Here is a 13,113-nt window from a genome sequence, read left to right on the forward strand (position 1 = left end):
CTCCGCGGTTGGCGGCACTAATGCCGCATGCGCCAAGCCTGCCCCGACATTTCGATCAATATTCACGTTGCCGATGCCCCGAGCAACCTCGCCGCGCGATTGGGCATGCGCTAACCCGAACACTCATTTGGCCTCCGCCTTTACCCGGCCGGCAGCGGCGGCCAGCACGGCGCGATCCCCCTCTTCGTACAAGCGGCGGATGGAGATTGCCTTGACGCGCCAGCCTTCCGGCGTCCGCACCAGCCGGTGGAGATAGCTGCCGCCGACCGTCCAGAACCGCCCGTCGATCCAGTGGGCTGCGCGGACATGGCTGCGTGCGACCGCGTCATTGCCCGCGCCCTCGACGGTGATGTTGGTGATGAGGTGCTGGGTGGCGTCGAAGCCCGGCAGCAGCCCTTGCCATTGGGCGATCAGCGCGTCGCGGCCGCTGGTCGTGACCTCGCCGCCGAAGAGGCTGGTATAGTCGGTCGTGACACGGGCCGCGAAATAGGATCTGACCCGGTCCCATTCACGCAGATCGGCATAGAGGCCAATCCCGGCAATCGCTTCCGCGATAGCGATCCTGTCGTCGACCGTCAGCGCATCTCCCGATGCGCTCGAGGCGGGCGTCGAGACCGCGGAAATCATCGCAGCGGAAACCACCGAGACCAGGACATGCCGGCGGGTGACGAGGCTCATTGTCCCGCCTCCCCCGCACCGCCCAGCGTTGCGCGGAAATGCGCGGCGACGGCATCGCTCGCCGCCTTCACCGGCGCGGCACGGTCGTAGAAATCGAACTGGGTGACGTTGTCGAGCCACAGCTCCCGCCTGGAGCTGGTCAGCCGCGCGTAAAACTTGTGCGCACCCTGCGGAATGGCAGCCGCCTCGCTGTGCACCATCAGAAAAGGCTGGTTCAGGCGCGGAGCCGCCCGGATCGCATCGAACCCCAACCAGCCGCGCCAGAACGCCGGATCGGCCTCGTTGCGCCAGGCCGGGAGCATGCCGCGATCGGGCTCGGTGTAGTAAGGCACCTTGAACATGACCGCGCGCTCGGTCAGGCTCGCGGCCGGCAAGAACGTTTGCTTGCCGGTGCGGCGATACTCGGTCTCGGCCGCATCGCCGGCGGCTTCAAGCCTGGCGACGCCGTCGTTGCCGCCATAGGTCTGCTCGACCACTTCGGCATCCTGCAACCAGGGCGCAACGAGGGCGACCGACTTGATCGCGGCGTTTCCTGCCGCGGCGGTGACCATATAGCCGGAGCTGGCGCAAATGCCGAGCCCGCCGATGCGGTCCTGATCGGTCTCGGGCCGGGTCGCGAGATAGGCGACCGCCGCTTCGATGTCGGCGATCTTGGCGTTAGGATCCTCGTACTGGCGGCGCATGCCGCCGCTTTCGCCCCAGCCGCGAAAATCGAAGGTCAAGGCGACGAAGCCGCGATCGGCCATCTCGCGGGCGTAGCGGGCCGGCATCTGTTCCTTCACCGTCATCCAGGCGCCGGTCACGACCAGCGCCGGCCGAGGTTTTGCCGCGTCCAGATCCTCTGGCAAATAGAGCTCGCCGACAAGCTGCTCACCATGCGAGGAGAATGTGACGCGCTCGACGCGCGGTGCGGCGACGGCATTGGAGGCGGCGAGCGCGGCGGTGGTTGCTACGGCAAGTGTCAGGGTTTTAAGCATCGCAAGTCTCCTTTGGCTTGGAGTGAGAAGCGCTGCGCGTTGCGAGAAAGACCGCCGTCTCAGCGCTGGCCAGCCAGTCGGCCGGGCAGCGGCTTCAGCGGGTAATGCGCCCAGTAGAAGGCGTCCGACTGGTACATGTCGGTCAAAAAATTCTGTGCCTCGGCGATCTTGCCGTCCTGGATGCGAAACATCAGCGCGTAGAGCTGGTCGATCTCGGGACCTGAGCCGACATTCGACCAGCCGCGATGGACGTCGACGACGAGGTCGCCCTGCGCCTGGAAGAAGATCGGCCCGGCCTTGAATTTGCCGTCGGCCAGGCCGCGGAAGAAGGCGACCACCTCGTCCGGCCCGCGCTTGTCGCCGGCGAGCGGATGATGGCCGGGAATGCGCCACACGATGTCGGACGCAAGGAAGGACCGGACGGCCTCGGGATTGCCGGTCGCGTAAGCTGCGTAATAGTCCTTGACGAGCTGGATATTGCGATCTTCCAGCGGACCGCCGTGCGCCGAGGCGGCAGACGCCGCCAGAAGAGCGCCGGCGGCGAGCGAAGCGAGCCTGGTCATCGGTCCTTTCTCCCTGCCTGTTCGAGCCACGCAACAGCGAGCCCGTTCGTCGAGCCCAACATGAGGCTTTTTGTTCGCCGGAAAAACCAGTAGAGTTCGACAGGGCTATTTGGAAAATCCTTACAATGCGCCTCGACCAGTTCAGCGGCATCGTCGCCTTCGTGAAAGTCGCCGAGGCCAGGAGCTTCACCCGCGCCGCCGCCGAGCTCGGCGTCGCTCCGGCCTCGTTGAGCGAGGCGGTCAAGGGGCTCGAGGAGCGTCTGGGGGTGCGGCTGCTCAACCGCACGACCCGCAGCGTTGGCTTGACCGAGGCTGGCGCCCACTACCTCGACCATGTGCGCCCGGCAGCCGAAGACATCTGGGCGGCTGGTGCGGCTCTGCGCGAGAGCCGCGATCGTCCCGCCGGAACACTGCGGCTCAGCCTGCCGTGGATCGCCGCTCCGCTGCTGATCGAGCCGCTGATGCGGCCGTTCATGGATGCTTATCCCGAAGTGCGGCTCAATCTGATCTTCGACGACAGCTTCGTCGACATTGCCGCCGAGGGCTTCGATGCCGGCCTGCGCATCGGCGAGCTTCTCGAGAGAGATATGATCGGCGCGCGCCTGGGCGGGCCCCTGCAGATGGTCGTGGTGGTCAGCCCCGATTATCTGGCGCGCAACGGCACACCGAAACGGCCGGCAGACCTCGCCGCCCATCGCTGCATCGCATTCGCCCTCACCCGCACCCGCACGATTTCACCCTGGGAGTTCATCGTGGAGGGACGCGAAGTCGCATTCACGCCGGACGCATGTCTGGTCGTGAACACGCTTCCGCTGTGCATTACCGCCGCCGCGCAAGGGCTTGGCCTCGCCTTCGCGGTCGAGGGCCTCGCCGCGCCGCTTCTCGCCTCAGGCGCGCTGGTCAAGGTGCTGGAGCCTTTCTGTCCCGCTTACGAGCCGCTCCACCTCTATTATCCGAGCCGCCGCCTGGTACCGCCGAAGCTGCGGGCCTTCATCGACTTCGTCCGCGCGAATTCGCACAAGCTGCGGATCTGATGTGGCTTTTCGAGAACCCGGCCCCGTTCAGCCCCAGGCGCCGACCATCTGCCTGGTGGTTGCGTTGAGCCGGTTGAATGCGTTGATCAGGGCAATCTGGACGACCAGGGCGGCAAGCGCCTTTTCGTCATAGTGCCGGGCGGCCTCGTCCCAGACTGCATCCGGCACCGGATCCGGCCGGTCGGCCAACCGGGTTGCCGCCTCGGTCAGCGCCAGTGCGGCGCGTTCGGCGTCGGTGAAGTAAGGTGTTTCGCGCCAGGCTGACACGGTGAAGACGCGCTCGTCCTTTTCGCCGGCCTTCTTCAATTCGCGCGCATGCATATCGATACACACGCTGCATCCGTTGATCTGGCTGGCGCGTAAATGGACGAGCTTGCGCGTCACATAGGACAGGTCGGCAGTCTCTGTCGACTTGTCCAGCGCGAGCAGCGCCTGCAAGGCGCCGGGAATGAGCATCACCGGGTTTTTCAATCGTGCTTGCATAGTAGTCTCCTTCGGGCGTGTTTTTTCAAGCCCGGACGACGAACATCCGGGGTCTCGATATTTCTTGGTTCTGTCAGTTCGCCGGCTGCCGCGTTGCGGCAAGGCGAGCGCCGGGATCTTCAGCTTTGCGAGGCAGTCACCCGCTCAAGCCGCTCGAGAATGCGCGGCCAACCGCTTCCCATGCCGATATAGCCGCGCTCGTCCTCGGACCGGAACCCGGAATGCTCCATGCGCACCCGCGTCGCTGTACCTTCGGGCGTCAACGACCATGTCACCACGGTCTTCAGACCGCTGTCGGATTCGGTGCCGTCGCCCCATCTGTAGGCTAGCAGGCGTGGCGGCTCGATCTTCAGCACCTCGCAGTTCGTCACGCCGGACCAGCCAGGCACCGGCGTCGCGCGAAAGGTAAAGCGATGGCCTTGCTCAGGCGCAAAGTCGTTCTCCATCAGCCATTCGGCAACTAGATGCGGCACGGTCAGTGCGCGCCATATCTTTTCAGCCGCATGCGGGATCAGACGCTCGACGACAATGGATTTGGTTTCGATTGTGGTTGCTTCAGTCATGACTTCGGACCCGTTGTTTGCGGTTTGGCTGGGCTATCAACAACGCGCTCTCCATGAGAACCAATAACCCACCAGCTATGAGTTACGTATAACGCTTAAGTTATGAATGTGTCAAGCGGCGGAATGGCAGGCGCGCCCGCAAGCACATTGAGCCAACACTTCCGGCTTTCATCGCACCATGCCCGATGCTACCGCTGGCTAGCTGAAATCATCGACGGATCGCCCATGACCGAGACCGAACGCCCTCGCCTCCCGCTGATCGAGATCTGCGTCGAAGGCATAGACGGCCTGCTGGCCGCGCAAGCCGCCGGCGCCGACCGTGTCGAGCTCTGTGCCAGCCTGATCGAAGGCGGCATCACACCGAGCTTCGGCACGGTGCGCACGGCGCTCGAGCTGGCGACGATCCCGTTCCACGTCATCGTGCGGCCGCGCGGCGGCGATTTTCTCTATAGCGAAGCCGAATATCGTTCGATGCTCGCCGACGTCGGCGCGCTTGCCGAGCTCGGCGTCGCCGGTGTCGTCGTCGGTTGCCTCGCTGCCGACGGCACTATCGACGAACAGCGCATGAGCGAATTGGTTAAGGCGGCGGGAAGCTTGAACGTCACCTGCCACCGCGCCTTCGACATGACCCACGACCCGACAGAGGCGCTGGAGACGCTGATCCGCTGCAAGGTCGGCCGCGTGCTGACCAGCGGCCAGCGCGACACGGCGCTCGAGGGCGCTGACCTGCTCGCCGATCTTGTCAGGCAAGCCGGCGACCGCATCATCATCCTCGGCTGCGGCGGGCTTGATCCCGAGAACATCGGCAAGGTGCGGAGGAAAACCGGGTTGAGCGAAATGCACTTCGCCGCGCTCAAGGACATGCCGAGCGCCATGCGTTACCGCAACCCAGGGGTCGGCATGGGCGGCACCGACCTCGACCGCGAATACCGCAACACCGTGACCGACGAGGCGCTGGTGGCGGCGACCATCGCCGCTGCCCGGGCATGATCCTGGAAGATCGAACAAAAACATGATCGAAATGCGTTTGCCGATCGAACGGGTTTCGCCGCAGGATGAGCTCGCCATCCTCGCGCTCAACAACGAGCACGCTGCGGAACTATCATGGCTCGAACCTGAGCGCCTGTCCTTCCTGCTCGGCGAAGCGTTTTACGCGCGCCGTATCGGTGCGCTCGAAGCCTTCATCATGACCTTCGACCAGCACGCGAGTTACGACAGCCCGAACTTCCTGTGGTTTCGCGAGCGCTACCCGCGGTTCGTCTATGTCGATCGCGTCGTGGTCGCCGCCGCAGCGCGCGGGCGCGGCCATGCCCGCCGGCTGTACGAGGATCTGTTCGAGCAGGCGTCACGCGTGGGCCAGGCGATCGTCACCTGCGAAGTCAATGCCGAGCCACCCAATCCGGCTTCGGACGCCTTCCATGCCGCAATCGGCTTTGCGGAAGTGGGCGACGCGGTAATCCACGGCGGCAGGAAAGCCGTGCGGTATTATGCAAGACGGATCGCCGGCTAAACGGCGGGCGCCGTTCGCCCTACCAATTGCGGTTCAGCCAGGAGCGGGCCGGCTTTTCGATGATGTAGTAGCTGCACAGCGCGCAAGCGAACGCCGCCGCCAGCATCAACCACGGCGAACTGCCTTTTATGTCGACGAATTGATAAAAGGGCTGCTGCCAAAGATACAGCGAATACGACCACAGCCCCAGCATCGTCATCGGCAGGGACGATAGAAACCCGGTCAGATACCGGCTGCTGAAGTCGAGCAAATTGACGGCGAGCGCCAGCAGCGGCACCGCGACCAGATAGTGGATGGGGGTTGGCACGGCAGCCATGAAAAGGAGCACAGCCACGACTGTGGCCGCCAGGGCAACGTGCGGCCCCTTGAGCAGTGTCGGCAGCCTGTCGTCGGCCTTGAGCAGGCATAACACCGCCGACAGCAGGATCGAGGCGATGTGCACGTCGGTGCGCCAATAGGTGCCCTCGTAGCCTATTGCGAGCACCCAGTAGGAGATGGCGCCGTTTGCCATGGCCAGCACCGACAATGCACCGAGCAACATGATGACCCGGGACCGCCCCGAGACGACGACGCTGATCAGCGCCAGGATGATATAGGCGTGCTCTTCGACGCAGAGCGACCAGATATGGTCGAGCGCGCCGGCGCGGGTGACGAGAATTCCGGCATAGTTGTAGGTGAACGTCAGCGCCGTCAGCGCCGCCTTCGACTTGAAGGCGATGAATGTGCCGGACAAGGCAACCATCGCGGCGACGACAAAAATCAGCAGTGCCGGGTAGATGCGGGAGAACCGGCGCTTGAAGAATTTCTTCAGCGGATAGTATTCGACAAACAGGATCTCGGCCATCAGCCGGCCGCTGAGCACGAAGAAGAATTCGACGCCCAGGACGCCGAGATTGATGCCGGGAACGGGGAAGAAATGGCCGATCAGCACCAGCGCGATCGACAGGCCGCGCCAGCCGTCGAGATAGGCAAGCCTGGTTCTTGCCGAGCTATCGGCCACAGGCCTGGACACGACAAGACGCGTCGCGGAGATGTCCGTCATGCCGGTCCCTTCATTGAACCTGCGAAAGGTGGGCTGGAGGCCGCATTCCTCCAGCTATATTGCAGCGCACCAGAGCTTTGTGCAAGTGCGAGATAACGACACGCCCGAAGTAGGGGGACGGACCGAAAGGGGCTGTCATGTCCGTTCCCCGAAACCAACGGTCGACAGTCTCAGGCGTTGGCGGCAGGCGCTTCGCGCCGTGGCCGGCTTGTTCCCAAATAGTACATTGCCATCTTGGCCGGCAGAGCAAAATGTACCGGCGATTTCCGCGACGCAACGCGGCAGGCCTAGCCTTTGCGCGATGCAATGCCTTGCCCGACCGGCCAAATCGGTCGAATGTGCCAGCGACATATCCACTGAACAGAGACAGTGCATGACCGGCTTCGTCCTTCCCTTGCCCGCAACCCCGTCGGTGGCCGTGGCCGGCTCGCCGGAGCGTTTTGCGGTGCGCCGGATCTTCTGCGTCGGCCGCAACTACGCCGCTCATGCCCGCGAGCTCGGCAATGACGAGCGCGACCCTCCCTTCTTCTTCACCAAACCAGGCGACGCAGTGGTCGACGCGGCAGTCGGTTCGGGCACCACGATCCCCTACCCGCCGCTGACCCAAAACCTGCATCACGAAATCGAGCTGGTCGTCGCGATCGGCAGAGCCGGCTTTCGCATACCGCGCGAGCGGGCGCTGGACCATGTCTGGGGCTACGGCGTCGGCGTCGACCTGACTCGCCGCGACCTTCAGGACGAGGCGAAAAAGGCGGCAAGGCCGTGGGACTGGTCGAAAGCCTTCGACCGTTCAGCGCCCTGCGGCCCGCTGGTTCGGGCGCAAAAATCCGGTCATCCCGACAAGGGCTGCATCTGGCTCGCGGTCGACGGCGAGATCAGGCAGGACGGCGACCTTGCCGAACTGATCTGGCCGGTTCCCGACATCGTCTCGATTTGCAGCGAGGCGGTAGAACTCCGGCCCGGCGACCTGATCTTCACCGGCACGCCCGCCGGTGTCGGCGCGGTCGGGCCGGGCGAAAAGATCACCGGTGGCGTCGACGGCATCGGCGAAATCGAACTGACCATCGGCCAACCGAGTTCATGAACCGATGAGCGACATCGTCCTCCATAACTACTACCGCTCCTCGACCTCTTACCGGGTGCGGATCGCGCTGGAGATGAAGGGCCTGTCCTACGACTACGTGCCGCATCATTTGCGCCACGGCGAGCATCTCGAACCCGCCTACCTCGCGGTCAATCCGCAAGGGCTGGTGCCGGCACTGGTCCTGGACGACGGCACGCTGCTGACGCAATCGCTGGCGATCATCGAATATTTCGACGAGACCACGCCTGAGCCGCCGCTGCTGCCCAAGGATGCGCCTGGCCGCGCCCGCGTCAGGATGCTGGCGCAGATGATCGCCTGCGACATCCATCCGGTGAACAATCTGCGCGTGCTGACCTCGCTGCGCACACTGTTCGGCGCCGGCGACCAGGATGTCGTCAACTGGTTCCGGCACTGGGTCAACGAAGGCTTCCAGCCGCTTGAAAAGATTCTGGCTTCCTCGCCCGAGACCAAGACATTCTGCCATGGCGACACGCCGGGGCTGGCCGACATCTGTCTGGTCGCACAGGTCACCAGCAATGCCCGTTTCGGCGTCGACATGACGCCTTACCCGACGATCTCGCGCATCAATGTCGCCTGCATGGCGCTGCCGGCGTTCCAGAAGGCCGCGCCTGAGAACCAGATCGATGCCGAATAGACCGCAAATCGCATGAAGTCATGAGGAACAGCCGATGAAAGCCGTCGTCTTCGAAAAATTCGGCGAGGCGCCGACGATCCAGACCGTGCCGGATCCGACGCCGGCGCCGGAAGGCGTCGTCATCAAGGTTGAGGCCACCGGCCTCTGCCGCAGCGACTGGCATGGCTGGATGGGGCACGACGACGGTATCCGCCTGCCGCATGTGCCCGGCCACGAGCTTGCCGGCGTCGTCGCCGCGGTGGGCAAGCAGGTGACCCGCTGGAAGACCGGTGAGCGTGTCACTGTGCCTTTCGCCGTCGGCTGCGGCCGCTGTTTCGAATGCACCTCGGGCAACCACCAGGTCTGCGAGCACCAGTTCCAGCCAGGCTTCAGCGCCTGGGGGTCGTTCGCCGAATATGTCGCCATCGACCATGCCGACACCAATCTCGTGCGCTTGACCGACGAGATGGAATTCGCCACCGCCGCCAGCCTCGGCTGCCGCTTCGTCACCTCGTTCCGCGCCATCGTCGATCAGGGCCGCGTGACCCCCGGCGAATGGGTTGCCGTGCATGGCTGCGGCGGCGTCGGCCTGTCGGCGATCATGATCGCCAGCGCCATGGGCGCCAATGTCGTCGCCATCGACCTCACCGACGAGAAGCTGGACTTTGCCAAAAAGATCGGCGCGGTGGCGACGATCAACGCGGCAAAGACGCCGAACGTGGTCAAGGCGGTCAAGCAGATCACCAATGGCGGCGCGCACATGTCGATGGACGCGCTCGGCCACCCCAGTACCTCGTTCAACTCGATCGCAAACCTGCGCCGCCGCGGCCGCCACGTGCAGGTCGGCCTGATGCTCGGCGACCATGCCAGGCCGCAGATACCGATGGACAAGGTGATCGCATTCGAGCTCGAAATCCGCGGCAGCCACGGCATGCAGGCCTTCCGCTACCAGGCGATGATGGAGATGATCCGCACCGGCAAGCTGAAACCCGAACTGCTGGTCGGCAAGAAGATCAGCCTCGAAGAGGCGCCGGCCGCATTGATGGCGATGGGCGGCTTCGAAGGCATAGGCATCGGCGTGGTGACCAGATTCTAGATCACGCCCTGAGTCTGGATCAGCGAAACGACGCGCAGACCTCCCGCACGCAGGCTCGCAGCCAGCGTTGTGCCGGATCGGCATCGAGTCGCGGATGCCACAGCATCGAAATGGTGACCTCCTCGATATCGACCGGCAACGGGAAGCTGTACATGCCCGTGCGCGCGCCCAGCGTGTGCCGTTCGGGGACGCTGGCGATCAGATCGGAGGCGCGCGCCATGGCGAGCGTGGCCGAGAAGCTGGAAACCATGCACACGATCGTCCGTTCGAGTCCCAGCCGCTTCAAGGCCTCGTCGATCGGGCCCCTTTCGCGGCCGCGCCGCGAAACGCTAATGTGGCGGCCGGCCGCATAGCGTTCCGGCGTCATTGGGCCCTCGCCCAGCCTGTGACCCGTTCGCACCGCACCGATGAAGCGGTCGCGAAACAGCGCCTGAATGCGCATTTCAGGGCTCGTTTCACTGGCAACCCCGATTTCGAGATCAACCGCCGCGTCACGCAACGACATGTCGTTCTTGTCGGATTTCGGCGCAAAACGCAGCCGCACACCAGGCGCATCCGCTTCGACACGGGTCAGAAGACGCGGTGCGAACTCCTCGACGAAACTTTCGTTGGCGCGCAGCGTGAAGACCTTGTCGAGAGCAGAGAGGTCGAGGAGCTTGGCCGGGCGCAGCAGCGCTTCCGCATCCTGAACGACGCGGCCTACCTGTTGCTGCAATTCGAGCGCGCGCGGCGTCGCAACCAGGCCACGGCCGGCCCGGACCAACAATGGGTCGCCTGTCGCCTGGCGCAACCGCGCCAACGTCCGGCTCATCGCCGAGGGACTGAGGCGCAGCCGCGCGGCAGCACGCGCCACACTGCCCTCGGTCAGCAGCACATTGAGGGCGACAAGCAGATTGAGATCTGGCGACGACATGGAAGGACCGTAGCACAGCTCGGCCGCGATGTGGCGTTTCATGCACGAATAAGATGCAAATACTGCGCCTTCCGCCACATCATGCGAGGGAATAGCGTCCGACAGCTCCGATTGGGAGGCTGCCGGCAAAGGAGTTCACCTTGGCATCGACCGCTGAAAAGACCTGGGACGAAGTTGCCCCGGTGAGCGCACGCTCGACCCGATGGGCATTGGCAAGCCTGTCGCTTTCAACGCTGCTGTCGTCGCTCGCCACCAGCATCGCCAGCGTCGGGCTGCCATCGCTGATGCAGGCATTCGGCGCATCGTTCCAGCTCGTGCAATGGGTGGTCCTGGCCTATCTGCTCGCCATCACCACCTTGATCGTCAGCGTCGGGCGGCTCGCCGACATAGTCGGCCGCCGCCCGCTATTGCTCGGCGGCATCGCCCTGTTCACCTTCGCATCGTTGCTTTGCGGGCTCGCGCCGACGCTCTGGCTGCTGATTGCCGCACGGGCGGCACAGGGGCTCGGCGCGGCCATTATGATGGCTCTGACGCTGGCCTTTGTCGCCGACACGGTTCCCCGGGATAAAACCGGCAGCGCCATGGGCCTGCTCGGCGCCATGTCGGCGATCGGCACCACGCTTGGCCCCTCGCTTGGCGGACTGTTGATTGCCGGCCTCGGCTGGCGCGCGATCTTCCTCATCAATCTGCCGTTAGGGGTGCTGGCCTTTGCGCTTGCCTGGCGCTTCCTGCCGGCCGGAAAAAAGACGCCAGGTCGGCGCGGTTTCGACGGGATCGGCACGGCTTTGCTCGCGCTGACGCTAGCCGCCTATGCGCTCGCCATGCCCTTGGGCGTGGCAGTTTTGGTTCTCTCAATGTCGGCTTGCTGATTGCCGCAACCGTGGCTGGCCTGCTGTTTGTCATTGCGCAGACAAGGGTCCAGAACCCTTTGATTCAACCTGCGAGGTTCCGCGACCAGGCGTTGAACGCAAGCCTCGCCATGAACCTGATCGTCGCCACGGTGATGATGGCGACGCTGGTGGTCGCACCATTCTATCTGTCGCGCGCGCTTGGGCTAGACGCAGCCATGGTCGGGCTGGTTCTGTCGACCGGCCCTCTGATTACCGCATTGGCGGCGCTGCCGGCCGGACGCCTGGTCGATCGTTTCGGGGCGAACCGGATCATGATCGTCGGCCTGTTCGATCTCGCTATTGGCACCTTTGCTCTGTCGCGGGCGGAATTCGGTATTGCCGGCTATGTCGTACCAATCATCATCGTCTGCACCGGCTACAGCCTGTTTCAGACCTCCAACAATTCGGCCGTGATGACGGGCGTCGCATCCGACCAGCGCGGCGTCGTCTCCGGCCTGCTCAATCTGTCGCGCAATCTCGGCCTGATTACCGGTGCGTCGGTGATGGGTGCGGTGTTTGCCTTCGCATCGGCTGGGGAAAGCACTGGCTTGGCAGTGTTGGCACCTGCGGCAGCGGCACGAGGGATGCAGGTCACTTTCCAGGTGGCGACGGGCCTGGTGCTGATGGCGCTGATCCTTGCGGTATTTTCAGCCCGCGCCACTGCCGGGCGAACAGATATCCTTGCCAAGCATCCTTGAGGATTCCACCCGGTCCGCATGCAACTCCGGCAGCCGGCGCACCTATCTCGCATATCTCTTGGCACCGACGACGCAAAGCACGACGGCGGCGGTGACGGCGATCATGGCGGGACTGACCTGCTCATGCAGCAGCGCTGCCGCCAGCCCCAGGCCGAAGAAGGGCTGCAGCAGTTGCAACTGCCCGACCGCGGCGATGCCGCCTTGCGCCAGGCCGCGATACCAGAACACGAAACCGATCAGCATGCTGAACAGCGAGACATAGGCCAGACCAATCCATGCGCCCCTGCCGGCACTTTCGAGCGACGGCGGCATGGTGATGAACGTCAGCGCCAGCATGAGGGGCAGCGACAGCACCAGCGCCCACGAAATCACCTGCCAACCGCCGAGTTTGCGCGACAGCGCCGCTCCTTCGGCATAGCCCAATCCGCACACGATGATGGCGGCCAGCATCAAGATGTCGCCGAGCGGCGAGACCGACAGGCCTTGCGTGACTGCGAAACCGGCGACAAGGGCGCTGCCGAGGCACGAGAACAGCCAGAACGCCGGCTTCGGGCGATCGCCGCCTCGAACCACACCGAAGATCGCGGTCGCCAACGGCAACAGGCCGACGAAAATGATGGAGTGAGCCGACGTGATGTGCTTGAGCGCCAGCGCCGTCAGCAGGGGAAAGCCGACCACGACGCCAAGCGCCACGATCGCCAGCGGGAACAGATCTCGCCGCTCCGGGCGCTTCTGACGAAAAACGAGCAGCAGCGCCAGGCCGAGGATGCCCGCCGAAGCCGCACGGGCGACCGTTACGAACACCGGATCGAAATCCATCACCGCCACGCGCGTCGCCGGAAGCGAACCGCTGAAGATCAGCACGCCTATGAACCCGTTGACCCAGCCACTCGCCGCCCAACCACTCGCCGCCCAACTACTCGCCGCCTTGTCCATCGATGCCCCGCT

14 protein-coding genes and 1 pseudogene are annotated in these 13,113 nt (G+C 64.4%); 7 read left to right on the forward strand and 8 right to left on the reverse strand.

Annotated elements, in window-relative coordinates; all coding sequences use genetic code 11:
* Positions 1-123: 123 nt before the first annotated feature.
* From NKJ91_RS04010 to NKJ91_RS04020, 3 genes are read right to left on the reverse strand one after another with little or no spacing between them, the layout of a single operon-like run.
* Positions 124-678, reverse strand: a complete 555-nt coding sequence (locus tag NKJ91_RS04010; RefSeq protein WP_352454541.1) for a nuclear transport factor 2 family protein — start codon at positions 676-678, stop codon at positions 124-126.
* Positions 675-1,655 carry an alpha/beta hydrolase gene (locus tag NKJ91_RS04015; RefSeq protein WP_352454542.1) on the reverse strand — a complete coding sequence of 327 codons (981 nt, stop codon included), beginning with the start codon at positions 1,653-1,655 and terminating at the stop codon, positions 675-677. The genes NKJ91_RS04010 and NKJ91_RS04015 overlap by 4 nt, the downstream gene beginning before the upstream one ends.
* Positions 1,656-1,714: 59 nt before the next feature.
* A complete protein-coding gene (locus NKJ91_RS04020) occupies positions 1,715-2,218 on the reverse strand; it encodes a nuclear transport factor 2 family protein (protein ID WP_352454543.1) in 504 nt (167 codons plus the stop codon).
* 125 nt (positions 2,219-2,343) lie between these two features.
* On the opposite strand from NKJ91_RS04020, the gene NKJ91_RS04025 reads away from it, so the two are divergent.
* A complete protein-coding gene (locus NKJ91_RS04025) occupies positions 2,344-3,252 on the forward strand; it encodes a LysR family transcriptional regulator (protein WP_352454544.1) in 909 nt (302 codons plus the stop codon).
* 27 nt (positions 3,253-3,279) lie between these two features.
* Here the strand turns inward: NKJ91_RS04025 and NKJ91_RS04030 are convergent, their stop codons facing one another.
* Both NKJ91_RS04030 and NKJ91_RS04035 read right to left on the reverse strand, forming a co-directional pair.
* Positions 3,280-3,735, reverse strand: a complete 456-nt coding sequence (locus NKJ91_RS04030) for a carboxymuconolactone decarboxylase family protein (RefSeq protein ID WP_023720025.1) — start codon at positions 3,733-3,735, stop codon at positions 3,280-3,282.
* A 119-nt stretch (positions 3,736-3,854) separates the two neighbouring features.
* Positions 3,855-4,298 carry an SRPBCC family protein gene (locus tag NKJ91_RS04035; protein ID WP_352454545.1) on the reverse strand — a complete coding sequence of 148 codons (444 nt, stop codon included), beginning with the start codon at positions 4,296-4,298 and terminating at the stop codon, positions 3,855-3,857.
* A gap of 225 nt (positions 4,299-4,523) precedes the next feature.
* Here NKJ91_RS04035 and NKJ91_RS04040 point away from each other — a divergent pair, with 225 nt between their 5' ends.
* The gene (locus NKJ91_RS04040; protein ID WP_352454546.1) at positions 4,524-5,288 is read left to right on the forward strand and encodes a copper homeostasis protein CutC; all 765 of its coding nucleotides are present in this window, start codon (positions 4,524-4,526) and stop codon (positions 5,286-5,288) included.
* 31 nt (positions 5,289-5,319) lie between these two features.
* Positions 5,320-5,808 (forward strand): GNAT family N-acetyltransferase, encoded by a 489-nt coding sequence (locus tag NKJ91_RS04045; RefSeq protein WP_352454662.1) that lies wholly within the window; start codon positions 5,320-5,322, stop codon positions 5,806-5,808.
* Between the two features lie 19 nt (positions 5,809-5,827).
* Here the strand turns inward: NKJ91_RS04045 and NKJ91_RS04050 are convergent, their stop codons facing one another.
* Positions 5,828-6,850, reverse strand: coding sequence for an acyltransferase family protein (locus tag NKJ91_RS04050; protein ID WP_352454547.1), 1,023 nt, complete (start codon positions 6,848-6,850; stop codon positions 5,828-5,830).
* Positions 6,851-7,223: 373 nt separating this feature from the next.
* Between NKJ91_RS04050 and NKJ91_RS04055 the strand changes: the two genes are divergently transcribed.
* Genes NKJ91_RS04055 through NKJ91_RS04065 form a run of 3 tightly spaced genes read left to right on the forward strand, consistent with a single transcriptional unit; the run spans position 7,224 to position 9,664 of the window.
* A complete protein-coding gene (locus NKJ91_RS04055) occupies positions 7,224-7,934 on the forward strand; it encodes a fumarylacetoacetate hydrolase family protein (RefSeq protein ID WP_352454548.1) in 711 nt (236 codons plus the stop codon).
* Positions 7,935-7,938: 4 nt separating this feature from the next.
* Entirely contained in the window at positions 7,939-8,589 is a 651-nt protein-coding gene (gene maiA, locus NKJ91_RS04060) for a maleylacetoacetate isomerase (protein ID WP_352454549.1), read from the forward strand.
* Between the two features lie 34 nt (positions 8,590-8,623).
* On the forward strand, positions 8,624-9,664 hold the full coding sequence (locus NKJ91_RS04065) for a zinc-dependent alcohol dehydrogenase family protein (protein ID WP_352454550.1): 1,041 nt from the start codon (positions 8,624-8,626) through the stop codon (positions 9,662-9,664).
* Positions 9,665-9,683: 19 nt separating this feature from the next.
* On the opposite strand, the gene NKJ91_RS04070 is transcribed toward NKJ91_RS04065, so the two are convergent.
* Positions 9,684-10,577, reverse strand: coding sequence for a LysR family transcriptional regulator (locus NKJ91_RS04070; protein WP_352454663.1), 894 nt, complete (start codon positions 10,575-10,577; stop codon positions 9,684-9,686).
* Between the two features lie 140 nt (positions 10,578-10,717).
* Here NKJ91_RS04070 and NKJ91_RS04075 point away from each other — a divergent pair.
* Positions 10,718-12,165: pseudogene (locus NKJ91_RS04075) on the forward strand (MFS transporter).
* Positions 12,166-12,207: 42 nt separating this feature from the next.
* Here the strand turns inward: NKJ91_RS04075 and NKJ91_RS04080 are convergent.
* On the reverse strand, positions 12,208-13,101 hold the full coding sequence (locus tag NKJ91_RS04080) for a DMT family transporter (RefSeq protein WP_352454551.1): 894 nt from the start codon (positions 13,099-13,101) through the stop codon (positions 12,208-12,210).
* Between the last annotated feature and the right edge of the window lie 12 nt (positions 13,102-13,113).

The sequence above is a fragment of the Mesorhizobium sp. M0040 genome, assembly GCF_040323505.1.
GTDB lineage: Bacteria > Pseudomonadota > Alphaproteobacteria > Rhizobiales > Rhizobiaceae > Mesorhizobium.

Bases quoted from the DNA above. Each gene is read 5' to 3' on its own strand.
- NKJ91_RS04010 (WP_352454541.1), bottom strand. From the start codon at position 678: ATGAGCCTCGTCACCCGCCGGCATGTCCTGGTCTCGGTGGTTTCCGCT.
- NKJ91_RS04015 (WP_352454542.1), bottom strand. From the start codon at position 1,655: ATGCTTAAAACCCTGACACTTGCCGTAGCAACCACCGCCGCGCTCGCC.
- NKJ91_RS04020 (WP_352454543.1), bottom strand. From the start codon at position 2,218: ATGACCAGGCTCGCTTCGCTCGCCGCCGGCGCTCTTCTGGCGGCGTCT.
- NKJ91_RS04025 (WP_352454544.1), top strand. From the start codon at position 2,344: ATGCGCCTCGACCAGTTCAGCGGCATCGTCGCCTTCGTGAAAGTCGCC.
- NKJ91_RS04030 (WP_023720025.1), bottom strand. From the start codon at position 3,735: ATGCAAGCACGATTGAAAAACCCGGTGATGCTCATTCCCGGCGCCTTG.
- NKJ91_RS04035 (WP_352454545.1), bottom strand. From the start codon at position 4,298: ATGACTGAAGCAACCACAATCGAAACCAAATCCATTGTCGTCGAGCGT.
- NKJ91_RS04040 (WP_352454546.1), top strand. From the start codon at position 4,524: ATGACCGAGACCGAACGCCCTCGCCTCCCGCTGATCGAGATCTGCGTC.
- NKJ91_RS04045 (WP_352454662.1), top strand. From the start codon at position 5,320: ATGCGTTTGCCGATCGAACGGGTTTCGCCGCAGGATGAGCTCGCCATC.
- NKJ91_RS04050 (WP_352454547.1), bottom strand. From the start codon at position 6,850: ATGACGGACATCTCCGCGACGCGTCTTGTCGTGTCCAGGCCTGTGGCC.
- NKJ91_RS04055 (WP_352454548.1), top strand. From the start codon at position 7,224: ATGACCGGCTTCGTCCTTCCCTTGCCCGCAACCCCGTCGGTGGCCGTG.
- maiA (WP_352454549.1), top strand. From the start codon at position 7,939: ATGAGCGACATCGTCCTCCATAACTACTACCGCTCCTCGACCTCTTAC.
- NKJ91_RS04065 (WP_352454550.1), top strand. From the start codon at position 8,624: ATGAAAGCCGTCGTCTTCGAAAAATTCGGCGAGGCGCCGACGATCCAG.
- NKJ91_RS04070 (WP_352454663.1), bottom strand. From the start codon at position 10,577: ATGTCGTCGCCAGATCTCAATCTGCTTGTCGCCCTCAATGTGCTGCTG.
- NKJ91_RS04080 (WP_352454551.1), bottom strand. From the start codon at position 13,101: ATGGACAAGGCGGCGAGTAGTTGGGCGGCGAGTGGTTGGGCGGCGAGT.